The following is a 14555-nucleotide window of genomic DNA, read 5'->3' on the forward strand; positions in this document are numbered from 1 at the left end:
GTGGCGCCCCTCGACGAGCAAGGGGCGCCACACAATGGGTCAGACCTGCTGCCACAGGGCCGGGACGTTGGGCGGCTCCCAGCCGGCGATCGCGGTGTGCGCCTGGCGGCACTGGTAGGTGACGCCGCCGTAGGTGACGCGGTCACCCACCTTGTACGCGGTGCCGGCCGCCCAGGTGCCACCCGGGTTCGTCGGCGGCGTCGTGGTCGTCGTCGGCGACGGGGTCGGGTTGGTGGGGGACGGGGTGGGCTGCGTGGGCGTCGGGGTCGGGTTGCCGCCGCCGACCTGCAGGTCGACGCACGCGTAGAACGCCATGGCCGTGTCGGCGACGTTCCAGCGGGCCAGGACCTTGATCCGGCCCGTGCGGCCGCCGAGGCTCACGTTGTGGGAGACGGTCGCGGCGGGCTGGCGACCGCCGTCGTCGAAGACCGCGATGCGCGTGCTGCCGACGAAGTACTCCCACGTGCTCGTCGAGTGACGGGCGGTCAGCACCCAGTTGAACGTGACGTTGTTGCCGACGGACGTGGCCGGCCAGTTCTTGCTCTCGTCGTTGAGCACGGCGAACCGGCTGCCGCCGCCGTTGCACTGCATCGAGCCCTTGGGAGCCTCGACGCTCTGCGGCTCGTAGATGATGTCGCCGCAGTTGGCGACGCGGCCCTGGGCACACATCGCCTGGCGGCTCGGGGGTGAGGAGATGTACCCGTGTGCGGCCGCCGGCGACGCCGTCACCAGCAGAGACGCCACGAGGGCGCCGAGCACCAGGGGTACCAGCGCGAATGCTCTTCGCATCCAATCGCTCCCTTCCAGCGGTGGGGGTGATGCAGCCACGGTAAGGGAAAGATTGTTAACAGTAAATAACCTTTATGGAACTCGCTCGATGGAGCGCTCTCACTTAAGGTACGCTTCACCGCCCTTTGAGCGTTTAACTCCGCGTAGTGCGGTCAGAACCCCGGCCATGCCTTTCATCGCCACGCCCGACGGCACCGAGATCTTCTACAAGGACTGGGGATCCGGGCAGCCCGTCGTCTTCAGCCACGGCTGGCCGCTCAGCTCGGATGCCTGGGACACCCAGCTCAAGCTGCTGGCCGACCACGGCTTCCGGGCGATCGCCCACGACCGGCGGGGCCACGGACGGTCGACCCAGACGTGGGACGGCAACACGATGGACCAGTACGCCGACGATCTCGGCACGCTGATCGACCGGCTGAACCTGCGCGACGCGATCCTCGTCGGGCACTCCACCGGCGGGGGTGAGGTCACGCGGTACATGGGGCGCCACGGCACCTCGCGGGTGGCCAAGGCGGTGCTCGTCGGCGCGGTCCCGCCGCTCATGCTCAAGACCGACGCCAACCCGGAGGGCACGCCGAAGGAGGCGTTCGACGCGATCCGCGCCGGGCTGGCGGCCGACCGGTCGCAGTTCTACCGCGACCTGAGCGCGCCCTTCTACGGCGCCAACCGCCCCGGCAGCACCGTCTCGCACGGCCTCCGCGACCAGTTCTGGCGGCTGGGCATGCAGGTCAGCCTGAAGGCGGCCTACGACTGCGTGGCGCAGTTCTCGGAGACGGACTTCACCGAGGATCTCAAGCGGATCGACGTGCCGGTGCTGGTCGCCCAGGGCGACGACGACCAGATCGTGCCGATCAGGGCCGCTGCCTACAAGAGCGTCCAACTGCTCAAGGACGCGGGGTTGAAGGTGTACCCCGGAGCATCGCACGGCATCCACGGCGCCTACGAGCGCGAGTTCGACGCCGACCTGCTCGCGTTCTGCCGGGCCTAGTCTGGGGGAATGGCCGACGCCGACGTCATTGTCCTGGGAACCGGGGTCTGCGGGCTGACCAGCGCGATCCGGCTCCTGGAGGCCGGCGCGCGGGTCACCGTCGTGGCCGCGGACCCGCCCGGGCGCACGGTGTCGAGCCTCGCGGCCGCCGTGTGGTATCCGACCCGCACCGCCGCCGATCCGTTCGTCCTGGCGTGGGCGCGCTCGACGTACGACGAGCTCTCCCGGCAGGCGTCCGCCGGTGTCCCCGGCGTGGTGCCGCGCCCGACCCGCATGCTGCTGCGCCGCCCCGCCGATCGCCCGTGGTGGGCCGACGCCGTGCCGGACTTCACGGCCGCGCCCGGCGAGTGGCGGTTCACGGTGCCGGCGACGGAGATGGAGGTGTACCTCCAGTGGCTCGCCGAGCGGGCCCGCGCGCTCGGCGGGTCGTTCGTCACCGAACGGGTCGGCGCGCTCGGCGATCTCGACGGCCGCGCGCCCGTCGTGGTGAACGCCACCGGCCTCGCCGCCCGCGAGCTGGCCGCCGACCCGGCCGTCCATCCGGCCCGCGGCCAGGTCGTCGCGGTCGCCAACCCCGGCCTCGTCACGTCGGTGCGCGACGAGGACCATCCGGAGGGGATGACGTACATCCACCCGCGCAGCCGCGACGTCGTGCTGGGCGGCACGTTCGAGCGCGACGACTGGAGCACGACCCCGGACCCGGCGGTGTCCGCCGCGATCCTGCGCCGCTGCGTGGGGCTGGTGCCGGAGCTGGCCGGCGCGCCCGTCCTGCGGGAGGCGGCCGGCCTGCGCCCGGCCCGGCACGGCGGCCCACGGGTGGCGGCCGGCCCGGAGCCGCTGCCGAGCGGCACCCGGGTCGTCCACAACTACGGTCACGGCGGGGCCGGGGTGACCCTCGCCTGGGGCTGCGCCGACGAAGTGGTCCGGCTGGCTATCGGGTGACCAGCCGGGCGAACAGCACGGTGTCCGCCCCGTCGCGGCCCGCGGTGAGGCCGATCGCCTTGACCGGCTCGTCGCCGGCGTCGAAGTACACGGCGGTGGACGGCTTCGCCACGCCGCCGGCCATCGCCTGCCTGAACAGCTCGACGTCGGCCAGCTTGCCCGTGCCGGGGGCGTAGCTCTTCGCCTTCAGCACCACGTGCTCGCCGCTCACCTCGCACGTCGCCGAGGTGAGCTGCGTCAGCGCGGCCAGGTCGGTGTGCAGCTGCTTGGCCGCCGCCGCGTCGGGCATCCGCAGGTCCACCATCAGCGGCACGCCACCGGCCTTGTCGCCCCCGCTCACGACGCTGAAGCTGAGGGCCGTGGCCTTCGTGACACCGGCGCCGAACGCGTCGGCCGCCTTCTGCGGGTCCAGCATCTCCACGGACTTCAGTTCGCCGGGGTCCACGAAGGTGAACGAGCCGCTGCCTCCTTCGAGCACCTCCGGGTGTTCTTCCAGGTACTTCTGGATCGCCTCTGGATCGCCGCCGCCGGGCCCGATCGCGCCGCCGGGCAGGACCGCGATCGGGCCGCCGCCGCCCGCGACGTCGAACGAGCTGAAGAGCGTGAGCGGCAGCCAGCCCAGCTCCTCGCCGAGCACGCCCTCGATCCCGTCGAACGGGCCCGACACGACGCCCGACGCCAGCGTGCCGGACGGCATCCCGCCCAGGGCCTGGACGGCGTCGACGGCCGGCTGCGCGGTCGACACCTGGGTCCCGCCGATGAGCCGCCCGCGGACCTCGATGCTGTCGGCGGCGGCCTGAGCGCCGATGACGAGGGTGCCGGTGACATCGGGCACGGCGCTCGGCCCGGCCGCGCTGCCTCCGCTCTCGCCTTCGCCTCCGCTGTCGCCCTCGCTTCCGCTCTCGCCGAGCCCGCCGAACGGTCCCAGCTCGGCCGTCAGCCTGCCCATGGCCAGCTTCTCGGCCAGCTTCGTGGCCCGGCCGAGGTCGGCCCAGCCGAGCAGGGGCTGGTCGGCCGGGAGCGTCCCGACGGCGCTGCGGAAGTCGGCGGCCTGGGCCAGCTTCGGCTGCTTCGCCGCCGCCGACACGGCGCCCTGGGAGTCCTTCTCGCCGAAGGCCAGCAGCGCGTACCCGTCGGCGACCTGGAACCCCAGCCGGTCGGTGCCGGCCTTGCGCTGGGCCGCGTCGAGCGTCGAGCGGGCCTTGTCCGCGTCCTTGGCCGCGGCGGCGACCAGGGTCACCGGAGCGTCGGGGTGCGCGGGATCGGCCCACAGCGCGACGCCGAGGCGGCCGTCGAACCAGGGGGCGACGTCGTCGTACGAGATCGGCGCGCCGTCGAACACGGCCTTCTCGAGCGCGTGCTCGCCGTTGCCGTCGCTGCCCGCGAACAGCGTCCCGAACTTCAGGCGCTGACTCAGCCCGGGCGTCAGGTTGATCCGGGCGAACGCGGCAGCCGACGCCGGCAGGATCTCCTCGGGCATGCGCCCGACGCTGTCCTGCCACAGCCGCGCCACGGCGAACGCTCCGCCGGCCGCGACGACGGCGAGCGCGACGCCGGCGGCGGACAGCACGCCGACCAGCCGCCTCCGCGACCGCCGCGGAGGTGCGCCGGGCTCGGGCTCCAGCCCGGCGACCGGTTCCGGCTCCGGCTCGGCGGCCGATTCCGATGCCAGCTGGATCGTCGGTTCGGGCGCCGGGACGGGCGCCGCGGCCGCGTCCTCGGCCGCTTCCGGTTCGTCGTTCGCAGCGCCCGGCGGGCGGTCTTCTCCGCTCATGATGTCGTTCCTCCCCCATGAATGTGATCGAGATCGTAGCGGGGGAGCGCCACCGGCGCGCTCAACCGAAACGGCGCTCTCCGATGTCCGGAGAGCGCCGTTGTTCGATGTCGCGGGCCTACAACTGCGTGGCGATGCCCAGCAGCGCCGCGATGAACACGAACAGCCCGATCATCGCGGTCATGCAGCCCCCGCGCCCGCCACCGGTCGAAGCCGATCCCGGCGCCGTGGGCGCCGCCGGGGGCGGGGTAGGAGCGTCCGGCCCGTCGGGCCGCGCGGTCGGCGAGGCCGGCGTACCGTCGGTGGGCGCGGGGCTGACCCCGCCGGAGCCGTCGTCGTCCGGCCCGGGCGAGGCAGGGGTGGTATCGGGCACTGGCATTCCTTCCAGCCGAGAAAGGCGTCCGCCTGCGCGCCGCAGGCGCACCCGCCGATGGTAGGCCCCGGCCCGCCCGCCCGCCTCCACCGTTAGGCGATCTGCCGCAGGTCGTTGGCGCAGTCGAAGCGACGCCAGTTCCATGATCGTGGGAAACGTCCGGCTGGGCGACCAGAAGCTTCCCGCGATCATGGAACGTGGGGCGGCGAGAACGGACGGCGGCTACAGGCCGGAGAGGCGTTGGCCGGCTCGCACCACCGCCATGGCGTGGCGGTCGCCGGGGCGGCGGCCCAGGCGCTCGATCGGGCCCGACACCGAGATCGCGGCGATCACGCGGCCCGTGCGGTCGCGGATCGGGGCCGAGACGCTCGCCACGCCCGCCTCGCGCTCGGCCACGCTCTGGGCCCAGCCGCGGCGGCGGACCTCGGCCAGCGTGCGGCCGGTGAACTTGCAGCGCGGCAGGAGGGGCATCACGGCCTCGGGCGGCTCCCACGCGAGGAGGACCTGCGCCGCGGAGCCGGCCGTCATCGGCAGCACCGCGCCGATCGGCACCGTGTCGCGCAGGCCGCTCGCGCGCTCCGCCGCGGCCACGCACAGCCGCTCGTCGGCGCGCCGCAGGTACAGTTGCGCGCTCTCGCCCGTGGCGTCGCGCAGCGCCGTCAGCATCGGCTCGGCCGCGGTCAGCAACACGTCGGGAGCCGCGTTCGCGAGCTCGCCCAGGCGCGGGCCCGGGCGCCAGCGCCCCTGCGCGTCGCGGACGAGCAATCGGTGGATCTCCAGGGCCTGTGCGAGCCGGTGCGCCGTTGCCCGGGGAAGCTTGGTCCGGTCCACCAGTTCGGCAAGGCTGGCACCGTCGACACAGGCGGCCAGGATGACCACCGCCTTGTCGAGCACGCCCACACCGCTCATACTGTGTCCCACAGACCGAAACATACCTCCCAGATTTTAGGATGTCCAGATGGTGGGAGAAGCACAACCACGGACGCTCGCCGAGAAGGTGTGGGACGCGCACGTCGTGCGTTCCGCTGCCGGTGAGCCCGATCTGCTCTACATCGACCTGCACCTGGTGCACGAGGTCACCAGCCCGCAGGCGTTCGACGGCCTGCGCGTGGCGGGGCGCCCGGTCCGCCGGCCCGATCTCACGATCGCGACCGAGGACCACAACACGCCGACCGACAACGTCCTCACGATCAGCGACCCGGTTTCCCGCACGCAGATCGAGACGCTGCGCAAGAACGCGAGCGAGTTCGGGGTCCGCATCCACTCGCTCGGCGACGACCAGCAGGGCGTGGTCCACGTCATGGGACCGCAGCTCGGCCTCAGCCAGCCCGGCATGACCATCGTGTGCGGCGACTCGCACACCTCGACGCACGGCGCGTTCGGCGCGCTCGCGTTCGGCATCGGCACGAGCGAGGTCGAGCACGTCCTCGCGACCCAGACCCTGCCGCAGGCGCGGCCGCGCACCATGGCGGTCAACGTCGTCGGCGAGCTCGGCCCCGGCGTGACCGCCAAGGACCTGGTCCTGGCGCTCATCTCGCAGGTGGGCACCGGCGGCGGCCGCGGGCACGTCGTGGAGTACCGCGGGCCGGCCATCGAGCAGTTGTCGATGGAGGGCCGCATGACCATCTCCAACATGTCCATCGAGTGGGGCGCCAAGGCCGGCATGATCGCGCCGGACGAGACGACCTTCGCCTACATCGAGGGCCGGCAGTATGCGCCGAAGGGTGAGGACTGGGAGAAGGCCAAGGCGCACTGGACGAGCCTGCGAACCGACGAGGGCGCCAAGTTCGACACCGAGGTGACGCTGGACATCTCGCAGCTCACCCCGTTCGTCACCTGGGGCACCAACCCGGGCCAGGGCGCGCCGCTCGGCGGCTCGGTGCCGAGCCCGGAGGACTTCGCCGAGAGCGCCGAGCGGGTCGCCGCCGAGAAGGCGCTGGAGTACATGGCTCTCACCCCGGGCACCCCGCTGCGGGAGGTCGCCGTCGACGTGGTGTTCCTCGGCTCGTGCACCAACGGCCGCCTCGAGGACCTGCGCGCTGCGGCCGAGGTGCTGCGCGGCCGCAAGGTCGCCGACAGCGTCCGGATGCTCGTCGTGCCCGGCTCCGCGTCGGTGCGGGCGGCGGCCGAGCAGGAGGGCCTCGACAAGGTCTTCACCGAGGCCGGAGCGGAGTGGCGGTTCGCCGGCTGCTCCATGTGCCTGGGCATGAACCCCGACACGCTCAAGCCCGGGGAGCGCTCGGCGTCGACGTCGAACCGCAACTTCGAGGGCCGCCAGGGCCGCGGCGGGCGCACGCACCTCGTGTCGCCGCCGGTCGCCGCCGCCACCGCCGTCGTGGGCCGCCTCGCCGCGCCCGCCGATCTTCACTGACGCCCGCCGACCGAAGCACGTCGACTGAAAAAGTAGGACTGGACATGGAGAAGTTCACCGTCCACACCGGCACGGCCGTCCCGCTGCGCCGTTCCAACGTGGACACCGACCAGATCATCCCGGCCGTGTACCTCAAGCGCGTCACCCGCACCGGGTTCGCCGACGGCCTCTTCAACGCCTGGCGGTCCGACCCGGCATTCGTGCTGAACAATCCCGTCTACGAGGGTGCGTCGATCCTGGTCGCCGGCCCCGAGTTCGGCACCGGCTCGTCGCGCGAGCACGCCGTCTGGGCGCTGCAGGACTACGGCTTCAAGGTGGTCGTCGCGCCCCGGTTCGGGGACATCTTCCGGGGCAACGCGCTCAAGGCGGGGCTGCTGCCGGTCGAGCTCGACCTGAAACTCGTGGAAATTTTGTGGGCCGCCGTCGAGGCGGATCCCCAGCTTCCGGTAACGGTCGACCTGGAGGGTCGCCAGTTGCGTGCCGACGGCCACGAATGGGAGTTCCCGCTGGACGATTTCAGCCGTTGGCGCCTGCTGGAGGGCCTGGACGACATCGGTCTCACCCTTCGTCACGCGGACGCTATCGACGCGTTCGAACAACGCCGTCCGGAGTGGACACCCGTCGTTCGCTAGGCCCACGCTGGGCGTCTCGGGGAGCCGTCGGTCAAATCCGTTACTCCACAACGATTTCTTTTCCGTCATATGTTTGTATCCTGTGTGCGTTGGGATACCTTGCCCACAGGGACTTCATTTCTGGTACGGGAGGAAACGTGAACAAGGCCGAGCTCATCGAGGCGCTCAGCGCTCGCCTGGGCGACAAGAAGTCGGCAAACGCGGCGCTGGACGCGGTTCTGGCCGAGATCCAGGCCGCGGTGACCAAGGGCGACAAGGTCGCCATCACCGGGTTCGGGGTCTTCGAGAAGCGCATCCGTGGTGCGAGAACGGCCCGCAACCCGCGCACCGGTGAAGCGGTGAAGGTGAAGAAGACGTCGGTGCCCGCGTTCCGGGCCGGCGCCAGCTTCCGCGAGATGGTCGCCAGCGGCAAGGTGCCGAAGGCCGCCCCGGCCAAGAAGGCCGTCGCGACGAAGACGACCGCCGCGAAGGCCACCACCGCCGCAAAGGCCACCACGGCGAAGGCGACGGCCAAGGCCGCTCCGGCGAAGGCCGCCACCAAGACGGCCCCGGCGAAGGCCGCGACCAAGACGGCGCCGGCCAAGAAGGCCGCCGCCAAGACGACCCGCGCCGCCGCCGCGACCACGGCTCGCAAGACCACCACCGCCACCGCGGCCGCGAAGACCACGACGGCCGCCAAGAAGGCGCCGGCCAAGAAGGCCGCCGCCAAGTAGGACACCACAACGAAAGAAAAGGGCGGCGCCGCGAAAACGGCGCCGCCCTTTCACGTGCGCGGGACGGGAGCGTCGGCGGGGGAAGACGGGCCGGGGCGGCCCGCGGAAGGGCGGACCACGGGCGGCGGCGACCGCTCGTGAAAGCGGCCGGTCTGCGCAAAGCTCGGAGGAAAGAAAATGAGCCGGAGCGGCCCGCGGGAACGGGCCGCCCGCCCGATCAGAGCTCGCCGGAAACCGTCAGCGGCGCCAGCCGGTCGTGGCCGACGACCCGCGACCCGGCCAGCCCCAGGAGCCAGCCCGCGCCTTTCCGCGTGTGGAAGTTGACGTCCGCCCGCCGGGTCGCCTCCGTGAGCATCGGCGGCATGAGTTTGCCCTGGCTGCACACCACCGTCGTGCCGCCGAGGCGGGCCAGCTCCGCCAGCGCCGCGGCGGCCTCGGTCGGAGAGCCGAGCTCGTCGAACCGGGCGTCGAGGGTCAGCGGCTGCCCCAGCGGCTCCATCGTCTCCCGGCACCGCGCGGGGGTGGCCGACACCACCCGGTCCGGCCGCAAGAGCCCCAGAAGAGCGCACAGGCCCGCCGCATCGCGCCTTCCGCCGTCGTCCAGCGGCCGGTCGGCATCGTCGCCGGACCAGTCGCGGCGCTTGCCGGCCTTCGCGTGCCGGACCACCGCGACGACCGACGTCACGGGCGGGAGCGACAGGAAGGCCTTCACGACGCCGCGGTCGTGCGCGTACGAGAGCATCCGCTGCGCCTCACCCGCCGGGACCCACCGCGCCTCCTCGATCTCGTGGTCGGCCGGCCGGTCCTGCCACTCGACGGCCCGCATCGACCAGAAGTCGACGTGCTTCTCGACGCCGGGCTCGCCCGTGAGGTACCGGATGGACGGCAGCCGCACCTGCGGCACCGCCCGCACGAAGCTCTCCTCGTGGACCTCGCGCACCGCGGCCTCGAGCGGATGCTCGCCCGGGTCGAGCTTGCCCTTGGGCAGCGACCAGTCGTTGTACCGGGGGCGGTGCACCAGCACGATCTCGCCGCCGGTCCGCCACACCACGCCGCCCGCCGCGCGGACGACCGAGTTCACCTCAGCCATGCGATGTTCTTTTCCTCGATGACGGCCGCCCACACGGCCGGGAACGCGGCCCGGGAGCGGGTCACCGCCGCCCGCTCCCGCTCGGCGAGCCGGCCGGCGGTCACCGCCATGGCGTGGTCGTCGAGGTCGGCGGCGGCGATGTCGAGCCAGGTGTCGGCGGCGATGGCCGCGTCCTGGTGCTCGCCGAGCACGCCCTGGGCCCGCGCGATCGCCTTCGCCAGCAGTACCGCATCCTCACCCACGACCCCCGAGACCGCGTCGGCGGCGTAGCGGGCGCGCTTGGCCCGCTTGCGGACCTCGTGCCACTCGTCGTCGGGCAGGTCCGGGGTGAGCTCGCCCGCCCCGGGCGCCGCGCCGCCGCCGACCACCAGCCGCCGCCACGGCCGCCGGACGATCCCGGGCAGCACGTCGGCCGCCCGCTCGGCCGCCAGCGCCGTGAACCGGGGCGTGGCGGCCGCCTCGACCAGGGCGTCGAGCAGGAGGACGTACCGCGGGTCGTGCAGCGCCCCGTCCAGTACCGCCAGAGCCTCCTCGTGCCGCTCGGCGAGGGCCGCGTCGATCCGCTCCACCGCCGCCTCGTCGAGGGGCGCCAGCGGGTCGCTCGCGGCGGTGCGGCGCAGCCGGTCGCGGAGCACCTCGACGTCGCGGGCCCCGCCCAGCGCCTCGGCCAGCCAGCTCAGCTCGCCGCGCAGCCCGGCGGTCCACACCGGGTCGAGCAGCGCCTGAAACGTCTGCAGGTCGCTGCGCAGCCGCCGGGTGCCGACCCGCATCTGGTGCACGGGGGTGTCGCCGTTGGGCATCGTCTCGCGCAGCCGGGCGAAGGCGTCGTGGTCGACGATCCGCGCCACGCCCCGCCGGATCGCCTCGGTCACCACCTCGCCCGCGCGGGCCTTGGGCGGGAGCGCCGCCGGCCGCACGAGCGGCGCCGGCTGCAGCGGGCCCAGCGCGCGCACGTGCTCGGGCACGCCGTCGTCGACCGTGGCGCCGGCGTCGAGCAGCGCCTCCTCCAGGCGGCGCAGCTGCTTGGGCCGGTCCTCGCGGGGCACGACCTCGATCTCGTGGAAGCGCGACACCACCCGCCGGCCGTCGAGGACGCTGACGTCGTCGTGGACGACCTCGGCGAAACCGAGCTTGTGGACGGTGCGCCGGGTCCGCAGCGTGACGGCCGCGGCCAGGCCGGCGCTGCGCCGGTGCGCGGTCACCAGGTCGAGCAGCTCCGGCGGGATGACCCCGGCGCCGGTCACCGGGAGGGAGTAGTCGTACTCCAGGCCGGACTTCGGCGCCGGGAGCCGGACGGTCCAGTCCTCGCCGCTGCGGTACCGCAGCGACACCCCGGACCTGGCCAGCCAGCGGTCCGGGGTGTCGTAGTAGATCGAGCGGACGGTGGCCGGTGGGCCGGCCTGGGACAGGTCCGGCACGGCGAAGTCGCCGTCGGCCACAAACCTCAGCATCCGGCCACCCTAGCCCTCGACGCGGTCGACGATCCTTCGCAGCAGGGCCTCCTGGGGGTTCTTGCCCGGCCGGCGGTGCCACTGGCCGTTGCCGGACAGCTCGAACGCGCCGGTGTCCTCGCTCATCATGAGCGTGAGCACGCGGTGCAGCTCCTCCTGGCCCGCCGGGTCGGTCACCTGCACCAGCGCCTCGACCCGCCGGTCGAGGTTGCGGTGCATGAGGTCCGCCGACCCGATCCAGTACTCGGCGCGCGCGCCGCGGCCGAACCGGAAGACCCGCGAGTGCTCCAGGAACCGGCCGAGCACCGAGCGGACGTGGATGTTCTCCGACAGGTCCGGCACGCCCGGGCGCAGCGCGCAGATGCCGCGCACGATCAGGTCGACCCGCACCCCGGACTGGCTGGCCCGGTACAGCGAGTCGATGACCTCCTCGTCGACCAGCGAGTTCACCTTGAGCTGCACGAGGCCCTCGGTGCCGAGCGCGACCTCCCGGTCGATCCGCTCGATGATGCCGCGGCGCACCCCGTGCGGCGCGACGAGCAGCCGCCGGTACGAGGTCTGCCGGCTGTAGCCGGTCAGCACGTTGAACAGGTCGGTCAGGTCGGCACCGACCTCCGGGTCGGCCGTGAGCAGGCCGTAGTCCTCGTACAGCCGGGCCGTCTTCGGGTGGTAGTTGCCGGTGCCGACGTGGCAGTACCGGCGGATGTGGTTGCCCTCCTGCCGGACGACCAGTGCCGTCTTGGTGTGCGTCTTGAGGCCGACCAGGCCGTACACCACGTGGCAGCCGGCCCGCTCCAGCGTCCGGGCCCAGCCGATGTTGGCCTTCTCGTCGAAGCGCGCCTTCACCTCGACCAGCACCACCACCTGCTTGCCGGCCTCGGCCGCGTCGACCAGCGCGTCGACGATCGGGGAGTCGCCGCTGGTGCGGTACAGCGTGAGCTTGATCGCCAGCACGTTCGGGTCGGCGGCGGCCTGCTCGATGAAGCGCTGCACGCTCGTCGAGAACGAGTGGTAGGGGTGGTGCACCAGGATGTCGTGGTCGCGCAGGCGGGCGAACACGCTGCGCGGCGTCTCGCCCTCGGCGAAGTGCGGGTGGGTGGCCGGCACGAACGGCGGGTCCTTGAGGTCGGGCCGGTCGACGCCGTTGTAGATCTCCCACAGCGCGGTCAGGTCGAGCAGGCCGGGCACCCGCAGCACGTCGTGCGAGTCCATGTCCAGCTCGCGGACCAGCAGCTCCAGCACGTGGTCGGAGATCGACGCGGCGACCTCCAGCCGCACCGGCGGGCCGAACCGGCGCCGGGCCAGCTCCCGCTCCAGCGCCTGCAGCAGGTCCTCGTCGCGGTCCTCGTCGAGCTCGACCTCGGCGTTGCGGGTCACCCGGAACAGGTGGTGCTCGGCGACCTGCATGCCCGGGAAGAGCTGGCCCAGGTGGGCCGCGATGAGCTCCTCGACCGGCAGGAAGCGCATGTTCCGGGCGCCGTCGCGGGTGACCCGGTCGAGCGCGAAGAACCGCGGCACGTTGTTGGGGACCTTGATCCGGGCGAACAGCTCCGGGCCGCCGTCCTTCTCGCGGACCACGACCGCGAGGTTCAGCGAGAGGCCGGAGATGTACGGGAAGGGGTGCGCCGGGTCGACCGCGAGCGGCGTGAGCACCGGGAAGATCTGCTCGCGGAACGACGCCCGCATGCGCTCCCGCTCGGCCGGGTCGAGCTCGCTCCACCTCACGATCCGGATGTGCTCGTCGGCCAGCGCCGGCACGATCTCCTCGGCGAAGACGCGCGACTGGCGGGACATGAGCGCCGACGTGCGCTCGGCGATCTGCTCCAGCTGCTCCGTCGGCGGCAGGAAGCCGGGGCGGCGCACGGGCAGGCCGGTCTGCAGGCGCCGCTTCAGGCCGGCGACGCGCACCATGTAGAACTCGTCGAGGTTGCTGGCGAAGATGGCGAGGAACTTGGCCCGCTCCAGCAGGGGCGTCGACTTGTCCTCGGCGAGGGTGAGGACCCGCGCGTTGAAGTCGAGCCAGGACAGCTCGCGGTTGAGATACCGGTCCTCGGGGAGCGGTTTCCTCTCCGGTACCTCCGGTGCCGCTGCTTCCGGCGCCGTGACCTCCTCGCCGGCGACGGCCGGCGGGTCCTCGGCGGGTTTCTCGACCGGCTTCTCGGCCGGCTCCGCGGCCGCGGGCGGCTTCGCCGTCGTGGCCGCCGGCTTGGTGGTCTCGGGCCGGCTGGCAGGTGGCTTCGCCGCCTGCGTGGGGGGCTTCGGCTGGGTCGGCACCCGCTCGGCCGGAGCAGCCTGCTCGGTATTGGCCTCGTTGACCGTGATGTCGTTCACCGTGACCTCGCTCGCCGTGGCTTTGGCAACCCTGGTGGCCCGCCGAGCCCGCGCCGGCGCTCCGGAATCCGCCGACCGCGTCGTCTTGGGAGGTGCGCTCGCCGGCTCCGGCCGCTGGGCGGCGTTGCGCGGGCGACTGCGACCGGTCGAGCTCTCGTCCACCGGATCATCATGACCTGTTTGTGCCGGTCTCAACATGAACTTCTCGCTGCTCGGTGCGTCACGGGAGCGTCGGGAGCGTGACCTTGATGACAGTGCCCACGTCGTCGTGGTCGAGCCGCACCCGCTGCCCCAGTCGCAGGTGCCGCAGGCCGGAGGCGTCGAAGGCGGCCGCCGGGAAGGTCACCTCGACGCCGTCGTCGAGCAGCACCGTGCCGGTGCGGGTCGTCTCGTCGAACGTCGCCACCGTGCCCTGCATGCGATCACGCTACCGTGCAGATGACCTGTCCGGTATGGGCGCCGACGCCCAGACTTGTCGCAGCGTCCAGATCGGCGGCCGTGTCGACGTCGCGGCGCAGGCTCGGCCAGGTGCCGTCCAGCCTGGTCGCGCCGGAGCGCAGGTGTGCGGCGGCCGAGCCCGGGCCGAAGTGCGGGGCGAGGGGGACGCCGGGCGGGGTCGCCAGCAGCACCGTGCCGCTGCCCTCCTGGTCGGGGACGAACGCCCGCCGGCCGGCCCGCTCGGCCGCGGCCAGCGCCGACTCCAGGTCGGTCGCCCGGAGCGCGGGCAGGTCGGCGGTCAGTGCCACCACCGGGCCGTCGGCGCCGCGCGCGCCGAACGCCAGCGCCGCGTTGAGGCCGGCCGCCGGGGTGTCGGGCACGCAGGTCGCGCCCAGCCGGGTCAGCTCCGCGCGCACCGCCGGGTCGTCGCAGACGACCACCACGCGAGCCACCGAGCGGCAGGCCAGCACCGCGGCGACGGTGTCGCGCGCCATCGCCAGCACCAGGTCGGGGTGGACCGCCGCCGGGACCGCGCCGCGCAGCCGCGTCTTGGCCGACCGCAGCGGCTTCACCGGGACCACGGCGACCCACGAGGCCGGTCGGTGGCTGAGCATGCCCCATCCTGACACGACGCTCCGGCGCCCGGCAGTGGCATGATTCGCA

14 protein-coding genes are annotated in these 14555 nt (G+C 73.0%); 5 read left to right on the forward strand and 9 right to left on the reverse strand.

Translation table 11 applies throughout. The features are described 5' to 3' along the window. Positions 1–39 precede the first annotated feature (39 nt). Positions 40–789: a lytic polysaccharide monooxygenase gene (locus IEZ31_RS10565; protein WP_190249597.1), complete on the reverse strand. Its 750-nt coding sequence runs from the start codon at positions 787–789 to the stop codon at positions 40–42. Positions 790–955: 166 nt separating this feature from the next. On the opposite strand from IEZ31_RS10565, the gene IEZ31_RS10570 reads away from it, so the two are divergent. Then, a complete protein-coding gene (locus IEZ31_RS10570; RefSeq protein WP_190249598.1) occupies positions 956–1777 on the forward strand; it encodes an alpha/beta fold hydrolase in 822 nt (273 codons plus the stop codon). A 9-nt stretch (positions 1778–1786) separates the two neighbouring features. Next, entirely contained in the window at positions 1787–2719 is a 933-nt protein-coding gene (locus IEZ31_RS10575; protein WP_190249599.1) for an FAD-dependent oxidoreductase, read from the forward strand. On the opposite strand, the gene IEZ31_RS10580 is transcribed toward IEZ31_RS10575, so the two are convergent. The 3 genes from IEZ31_RS10580 to IEZ31_RS10590 all read right to left on the reverse strand — a co-directional run bounded on the left by IEZ31_RS10580 (position 2709) and on the right by IEZ31_RS10590 (position 5775). Further along, on the reverse strand, positions 2709–4493 hold the full coding sequence (locus tag IEZ31_RS10580; RefSeq protein WP_190249600.1) for a hypothetical protein: 1785 nt from the start codon (positions 4491–4493) through the stop codon (positions 2709–2711). The two genes, IEZ31_RS10575 and IEZ31_RS10580, sit on opposite strands and share 11 nt — an antisense overlap. A gap of 118 nt (positions 4494–4611) precedes the next feature. Next, on the reverse strand, positions 4612–4866 hold the full coding sequence (locus IEZ31_RS10585) for a hypothetical protein (RefSeq protein ID WP_190249601.1): 255 nt from the start codon (positions 4864–4866) through the stop codon (positions 4612–4614). 222 nt (positions 4867–5088) lie between these two features. Next, positions 5089–5775, reverse strand: a complete 687-nt coding sequence (locus IEZ31_RS10590) for an IclR family transcriptional regulator (protein WP_190249672.1) — start codon at positions 5773–5775, stop codon at positions 5089–5091. A 49-nt stretch (positions 5776–5824) separates the two neighbouring features. Here IEZ31_RS10590 and leuC point away from each other — a divergent pair, with 49 nt between their 5' ends. From leuC to IEZ31_RS10605, 3 genes are all read left to right on the forward strand, one after another. Further along, positions 5825–7237: a 3-isopropylmalate dehydratase large subunit gene (leuC, locus tag IEZ31_RS10595; protein ID WP_190249602.1), complete on the forward strand. Its 1413-nt coding sequence runs from the start codon at positions 5825–5827 to the stop codon at positions 7235–7237. A 44-nt stretch (positions 7238–7281) separates the two neighbouring features. Then, positions 7282–7869 carry a 3-isopropylmalate dehydratase small subunit gene (gene leuD / locus IEZ31_RS10600; RefSeq protein WP_190249603.1) on the forward strand — a complete coding sequence of 196 codons (588 nt, stop codon included), beginning with the start codon at positions 7282–7284 and terminating at the stop codon, positions 7867–7869. 137 nt (positions 7870–8006) lie between these two features. Further along, the gene (locus IEZ31_RS10605; RefSeq protein ID WP_190249604.1) at positions 8007–8582 is read left to right on the forward strand and encodes an HU family DNA-binding protein; all 576 of its coding nucleotides are present in this window, start codon (positions 8007–8009) and stop codon (positions 8580–8582) included. A gap of 217 nt (positions 8583–8799) precedes the next feature. Here the strand turns inward: IEZ31_RS10605 and IEZ31_RS10610 are convergent, their stop codons facing one another. From IEZ31_RS10610 to cofC, 5 genes are all read right to left on the reverse strand, one after another. After that, positions 8800–9672, reverse strand: coding sequence for an NUDIX domain-containing protein (locus IEZ31_RS10610; RefSeq protein ID WP_190249605.1), 873 nt, complete (start codon positions 9670–9672; stop codon positions 8800–8802). Next, the gene (locus tag IEZ31_RS10615) at positions 9660–11123 is read right to left on the reverse strand and encodes a CYTH and CHAD domain-containing protein (RefSeq protein WP_190249606.1); all 1464 of its coding nucleotides are present in this window, start codon (positions 11121–11123) and stop codon (positions 9660–9662) included. Before IEZ31_RS10615 ends, IEZ31_RS10610 begins: the two co-directional genes overlap by 13 nt. 9 nt (positions 11124–11132) lie before the next feature. Then, complete coding sequence (locus IEZ31_RS10620; protein WP_229834646.1) at positions 11133–13454, reverse strand: RNA degradosome polyphosphate kinase; 2322 nt, start codon at positions 13452–13454, stop codon at positions 11133–11135. Between the two features lie 220 nt (positions 13455–13674). Further along, a complete protein-coding gene (locus tag IEZ31_RS10625; protein WP_190249608.1) occupies positions 13675–13872 on the reverse strand; it encodes a cold-shock protein in 198 nt (65 codons plus the stop codon). A 4-nt stretch (positions 13873–13876) separates the two neighbouring features. Further along, positions 13877–14506: a 2-phospho-L-lactate guanylyltransferase gene (gene cofC, locus IEZ31_RS10630; protein WP_190249609.1), complete on the reverse strand. Its 630-nt coding sequence runs from the start codon at positions 14504–14506 to the stop codon at positions 13877–13879. Between the last annotated feature and the right edge of the window lie 49 nt (positions 14507–14555).

Origin of the sequence: Dactylosporangium sucinum (assembly GCF_014647515.1) — a bacterium.
GTDB lineage: Bacteria > Actinomycetota > Actinomycetes > Mycobacteriales > Micromonosporaceae > Dactylosporangium > Dactylosporangium sucinum.

Coding starts and splice junctions, on each gene's coding strand:
- leuD (WP_190249603.1), top strand. CDS start 7,282: ATGGAGAAGTTCACCGTCCACACCGGCACGGCCGTCCCGCTGCGCCGT.
- IEZ31_RS10580 (WP_190249600.1), bottom strand. CDS start 4,493: ATGAGCGGAGAAGACCGCCCGCCGGGCGCTGCGAACGACGAACCGGAA.
- IEZ31_RS10570 (WP_190249598.1), top strand. CDS start 956: ATGCCTTTCATCGCCACGCCCGACGGCACCGAGATCTTCTACAAGGAC.
- IEZ31_RS10590 (WP_190249672.1), bottom strand. CDS start 5,775: ATGAGCGGTGTGGGCGTGCTCGACAAGGCGGTGGTCATCCTGGCCGCC.
- leuC (WP_190249602.1), top strand. CDS start 5,825: ATGGTGGGAGAAGCACAACCACGGACGCTCGCCGAGAAGGTGTGGGAC.
- cofC (WP_190249609.1), bottom strand. CDS start 14,506: ATGCTCAGCCACCGACCGGCCTCGTGGGTCGCCGTGGTCCCGGTGAAG.
- IEZ31_RS10610 (WP_190249605.1), bottom strand. CDS start 9,672: ATGGCTGAGGTGAACTCGGTCGTCCGCGCGGCGGGCGGCGTGGTGTGG.
- IEZ31_RS10565 (WP_190249597.1), bottom strand. CDS start 789: ATGCGAAGAGCATTCGCGCTGGTACCCCTGGTGCTCGGCGCCCTCGTG.
- IEZ31_RS10625 (WP_190249608.1), bottom strand. CDS start 13,872: ATGCAGGGCACGGTGGCGACGTTCGACGAGACGACCCGCACCGGCACG.
- IEZ31_RS10575 (WP_190249599.1), top strand. CDS start 1,787: ATGGCCGACGCCGACGTCATTGTCCTGGGAACCGGGGTCTGCGGGCTG.
- IEZ31_RS10615 (WP_190249606.1), bottom strand. CDS start 11,123: ATGCTGAGGTTTGTGGCCGACGGCGACTTCGCCGTGCCGGACCTGTCC.